5 protein-coding genes are annotated in these 5,001 nt (G+C 34.5%); 1 reads left to right on the top strand and 4 read right to left on the bottom strand.

Features of this window, described 5'->3' with window-relative positions; translation table 11 throughout:
• Window positions 1–58: 58 nt before the first annotated feature.
• A complete protein-coding gene (locus AC07XN_RS23390; protein WP_494744800.1) occupies window positions 59–1,582 on the bottom strand; it encodes a S10 family peptidase in 1,524 nt (507 codons plus the stop codon).
• A 117-nt stretch (window positions 1,583–1,699) separates the two neighbouring features.
• Here AC07XN_RS23390 and AC07XN_RS23385 point away from each other — a divergent pair, with 117 nt between their 5' ends.
• Window positions 1,700–2,890, top strand: coding sequence for an aspartate aminotransferase family protein (locus AC07XN_RS23385; protein WP_494744802.1), 1,191 nt, complete (start codon window positions 1,700–1,702; stop codon window positions 2,888–2,890).
• Between the two features lie 219 nt (window positions 2,891–3,109).
• On the opposite strand, the gene trxA is transcribed toward AC07XN_RS23385, so the two are convergent.
• From trxA to AC07XN_RS23370, 3 genes are all read right to left on the bottom strand, one after another.
• Complete coding sequence (gene trxA, locus AC07XN_RS23380; RefSeq protein ID WP_309916624.1) at window positions 3,110–3,433, bottom strand: thioredoxin; 324 nt, start codon at window positions 3,431–3,433, stop codon at window positions 3,110–3,112.
• A 135-nt stretch (window positions 3,434–3,568) separates the two neighbouring features.
• Window positions 3,569–4,717: a hypothetical protein gene (locus AC07XN_RS23375; RefSeq protein WP_494744799.1), complete on the bottom strand. Its 1,149-nt coding sequence runs from the start codon at window positions 4,715–4,717 to the stop codon at window positions 3,569–3,571.
• A 108-nt stretch (window positions 4,718–4,825) separates the two neighbouring features.
• Window positions 4,826–5,001: hypothetical protein (locus AC07XN_RS23370; RefSeq protein ID WP_494744801.1), on the bottom strand; the 176-nt coding region annotated here is incomplete at its 5' end.

Genomic DNA, 5,001 nt, shown 5'->3' with positions numbered 1-5,001 from the left:
ATTTTAGATTGGTCAACTTTTTAAAAGTTGACCAATCTTGTGCTTATGATACTTCTGATTATTTTAAAGTTTCATCATAAAACTCATCTGCTTCTTTTTTCAGTTTAATTAATGATGCTTTGTGAATGTACATCATGTGTCCCGATTCAAAGTAGGTAAATTTTATATTCTTACGTTGTTCTGGTCTTAAACCCATGTGTGATACCACATATTCAGCCGCAAAATAGGGTGTGGCTAAATCATAATAAGCTGACGGTATCCATACTTTCAAATAAGGATTTTTAGCCATTGCTTGTCGTAACGTTTCTGCTACATTCAAATATTTGTTTTGTACATTGCTATAATTCCACGGTTGTACTCTGCCTGTTAGCATCAAATACGGCAAATCATTTTCATACTTTAAATCCTGACGTAAATAGTTGTTTACTGTCGTAGAATATGGCCCTGAAATGGTGGCATCCAAACTTGGGTCAAATTCATATCTTTCGCCGGCATCATCATAATCAATTCCAGTAAATCGTCCGTCTAAACGTCCAGCAGTTTTGCCTTCACTACGTAATAACTCTTTGGTAAAACGGCTGATTTCTATGCGTAAATTGACATTTTGGATAAATGCCTCTGAAACACCCGTCAACTTACTGAGCTTTTGAACAATTTGTTTTTTTTCATCTTCTGGTAATAAATCCCCTTTCATCAATGCTGTGGCATATTCGTTTAAAGCGAAATGTTCGGCTTCACGCAAGGCTTTCTGTAAATCCCCTTGATATTCCTTCGCAATTTTTTTGTGATACCAAGCCATGGCTGTGTAAGTAGGTACATATAGAATATTAGGCAATTCGTTTCCTTTATCGAATAGAATGGTTTGGAAGTTTAATACCGAAGAAATCAAAGAAATACCATTGATATACATATTGAATTTATCTTGCAAATAACCCGAAAGTCCAGCAGAACGAGTAGTACCATAACTTTCGCCAGCCAAGAACTTAGGAGAAGACCAACGACCATATTTTACGGTGTATAATCTGATGAATTCTCCGACAGACTCGATATCTTCTACATATCCTAAAAATTGTTTAGGGTCTTCGCCATTTACTGCTCTACTATAACCAGTATTAATAGGGTCAATAAATACCAAATCTGTTTTATCCAGCCAAGAATATTCGTTGTTAACATATTTATAAGGTGGAGCTAAGGCATCGCCTTTATCCGACATCAATATTCTTTTTGGACCAATAGCACCCATGTGAAGCCAAACTGATGCAGACCCAGGGCCACCATTAAAAGTATAGGTCATCGGGCGTTTGGTAATGTCTGTTACACCGTCTTTCGTATAGGCAATAAAGAAAATGTTGCCTTTTGGTTTACCAGCTTCGTCTTTCAAAGTCATATAACCCGTAGTAGCGGTGTATGCAATGGGCTGACCATTAATAATAGTTTGGTGTTTGGTAACGACTGGAGCAGGAACTGATGAAGAGGAAGGAACTATGGCATTGGCTTGTTGAATACTTTTCAAATCTGTCTTTTCTTGGGCAAAAGAACAGAACGATAATAGTACTAATAATAGTAAAAAGTGTTTTTTCATTTGGGAGTTAGTTAAATGATGAATGAATTGTAATTTTGTATTTACTGAAATCTCTCAGCTTAGGCTTATTGCTTAAAGCTATTAGCAATACTTATCAACTAAAAATACAAAATCTTGATTACACATAGAGAACTATTCTTAAAAAATGTTGCCCAAACGTCTGATTTTCCGTTAGCCTTAGAGATAGAGCAAGCTGAAGGAGTGTACATGTATGGAAAAAATGGGCAACAATACATGGATTTAATTTCAGGTATTGGGGTGTCAAATGTGGGACATCGCCATCCTAAAGTGGTTGAAGCCATTAAAAATCAAGTAGATAAATACTTGCACTTAATGGTATATGGAGAATATGTGCAAACCCCACAAGTAGAATTGGCGGAGGCGTTGGTAAAAACATTGACGCCTACTGAAAGTAATCTAAAACCTTTAGATAATGTTTATTTTACTAATTCTGGGACGGAGGCAGTAGAAGGGGCAATGAAATTGGCAAAGCGTTTTACGGGGCGACAAGAAATTATTTCGTGCTTTAATGCCTATCATGGTGCTACACAAGGAGCATTATCACTATCAGGCAGTGAGAATTTTAAGAGAAATTTTCGCCCCCTTTTGCCAAGTATTAGAAATATCCGACATGGAGTAATAGAGGATATTGCTTTGATTACTGAAAAAACTGCTGCCGTAATTATTGAGATTATCGGAGGAGAATCAGGGGTAAGGATTCCAACAAAAGAATATTTTTTAGCCTTAAGAAAACGCTGTGAAGAAACTAAAACGCAGTTGATTTTAGATGAAATACAAACGGGCTTTGGTAGAACAGGTACTTTTTGGGCATTTCAGCAATTTGGCATTTATCCAGATATTTTGCTTTGTGCTAAAGGAATGGGAGGAGGGATGCCTATAGGGGCATTTATTGCCAATCACGAAGTGATGAGTGTATTTAAAAACAATCCTATTCTGGGGCATATTACTACTTTTGGTGGGCATCCAGTAAGTTGTGCTTCGTCATTAGCTACACTAAACGTTATTCTCGATGAAAACCTCTTGGCATCAGTGCAGGCTAAAGCTACTTTATTCAAATCGTTATTGGTGCATGAAAAAATCAAAGAAGTAAGAAATCAAGGATTGATGATGGCGGTTGAGTTTGAGGATTTTGATACATTGAAGCCTATTATCGACCGAGCTATTGAAAAAGGAATAATAACTGATTGGTTTCTATTCTGTGATAATTCAATGAGAATTGCACCGCCTTTAATTATTACCGAAGAGCAAATTAGGAAAGCTTGTGCGGTAATTTTAGAGAGCATTTAGGCCTTTATGAGTTTAAAGCTTATGAGTACAAAGTTTAGCAGTTTAAATTCAGTAAGATAATAGTAATAGTGTAGGATAGATAGAAATTAAAAAGAGGTCAAATTGTTAAATCAATTTGACCTCTTCTCGTTATGTTATTTATGAACAAGCTAATTCAATTTAGATACTCATAAACATTAGACTTATGAACTTTAAACTCATAAACCCTAAACTCAAAAACTAAGCGTGTTTCAACAAAGTTTGTGATAACACAGCTTTTGGAATATTTCCACCTACTAATCTTTCTTTCAATTCTCCATTTTTGAAAATCAATAATGTAGGAATAGAACGAATTCCTAATGTTGAAGGAACAGTTGAATTTGCATCAACGTCCATTTTAGCTACAATAGCTTGTCCTTCTACATCACCAGCCAATTCTTCAACGATTGGTCCAATCATTTTACAAGGTCCACACCATTCTGCCCAAAAATCTACTAATACTGGTTTATCTGAATTGATTAATTCTTGAAAATTATCATCGGTTGCTACTACGTATTTTCCCATTTTATTTTTTAATTAAGTTAATTTCTTTTCTCAAAGTTAAAACAAAATGTTTTAACATCTTAGTTCCTATGTTTTAGTAAAACAAAAAGGTTTTAAGCTTTTCTGTTGATATTCAAATGATTAATGCTATTATTTTTAATAATTTTCATAATATTTTTTTATTTTTCTAGTAATTTGGTCGTAAATAGGCTTGGTAAATTCAGTAAATAATTGCTGTGGAGGAGGTGGCAAGAGTTCTTTGTTTCTAGTAAGGCTAAGTTGTTGTTTTGTTAAAGCTCTTTCGTCGCCATTAAAATTTGCCCATTCATTTACCCAAACGAATTCTCCTGCTATTTTATCTTGATAAACTTTTTGTTTGGTTTTAAAATCAATTACCTGAAAATCTAATATTCCTTTTGACGTAATTGCTTTTCTAGATTGTGTCAATTTAGCCGTTACTTTATTATAAACAGCTATTTTTTTCCCATTTACTGTCGTTTCACCCACTTTCACACTGTCTTTACTTGTTACAGTATTGGTGTTAGTCTCTACATAGGTTTGCCCTACAATAAAGTCATCAAATTGTAAATGAATGATTTGGTCGGGCTTTAATTTATTTTGTTCTGCCTCCTCAGGGGCATGAAAACGCACAAATTGATTTAATTTAGGATTAGTACGTAGAAATTCGTTGATTTTTCCCTGAAAATACTCATTACTTAAAGCATAAGTAGGAGAATTAACGCTTACTTGCTCAACTACAACATCAATACTGGCAAGTTCATACGATTCATCCAATTTGGCTTTAATATTAGGATAAGTAGGTACTAATTCTTGGACTACCGTAAAATTATTGAAAGCATCTTTGGCTGCATTACGATTGTTATTGGCTTGGCTTAGTGCAGATTGCGCCTCAGCGAATCGTTCATCTGCTGCTAAAATTTTAGCAGTTTGTAATGCATCATAAAACCTTTTGGGTGTACCTGCTACTTTTAAACAAGCTTGACAAGCTACTAAATCATCAGCTAAATGGTGAATCTGTTGATACTCAGCCACAACACGTTCCCAACGAAAATTTTCTTGTGAGTGTTTCCAATCTTCAATTTTGGTTAAATGAAAATTGAGTGCAGCAGGAAAAGCCTGTTTTAATACTTGTTGAGCTTTTGTATTGGTAGGACTTTTTTGCAATCTGTTAATGGCCGTTTCTACGGCTTCATCATAATTGCCTTGTTCAAGGGCTTTTTTCCCAGAACTACAGTTCCAAGTGCAATAGGCTAGTAAAGTAAAAAGAAATAATTTTTTAAGCATGAGGTTTATAATTGTGAGTTAGTGAATTGTGAATGAGTGATTTTAGTTAGAAAATATTAAAGAAGATTCTTTTCAGTATCACTAACTCTCAATTCACTCATTCACAACTTAATTAAGTTTATACGTTACTCCTTGCATTAGTTGTAATTCATTGAGGAATTCATTACTTGGTGAAATTTTATTTTTTCTTGAAAGCATCGTTACCTCCACTTTATCTTCTGGGTCATAGACCATAACTGATAAATTACAAGTACCTTGATTTTGAGATACTAACTTGTTTAATT

The sequence above is a fragment of the Arcicella sp. GW458-12-2-14-TSB2 genome (assembly GCF_059423785.1).
Note: the sequence above shows the minus strand (reverse complement) of the source record. Positions and strands in the feature narration are given on the sequence as shown.

Excerpts from the sequence above, each read along its gene's own strand:
- AC07XN_RS23390 (WP_494744800.1), bottom strand. The coding sequence starts at position 1,582 with ATGAAAAAACACTTTTTACTATTATTAGTACTATTATCGTTCTGTTCT.
- trxA (WP_309916624.1), bottom strand. The coding sequence starts at position 3,433 with ATGGGAAAATACGTAGTAGCAACCGATGATAATTTTCAAGAATTAATC.
- AC07XN_RS23375 (WP_494744799.1), bottom strand. The coding sequence starts at position 4,717 with ATGCTTAAAAAATTATTTCTTTTTACTTTACTAGCCTATTGCACTTGG.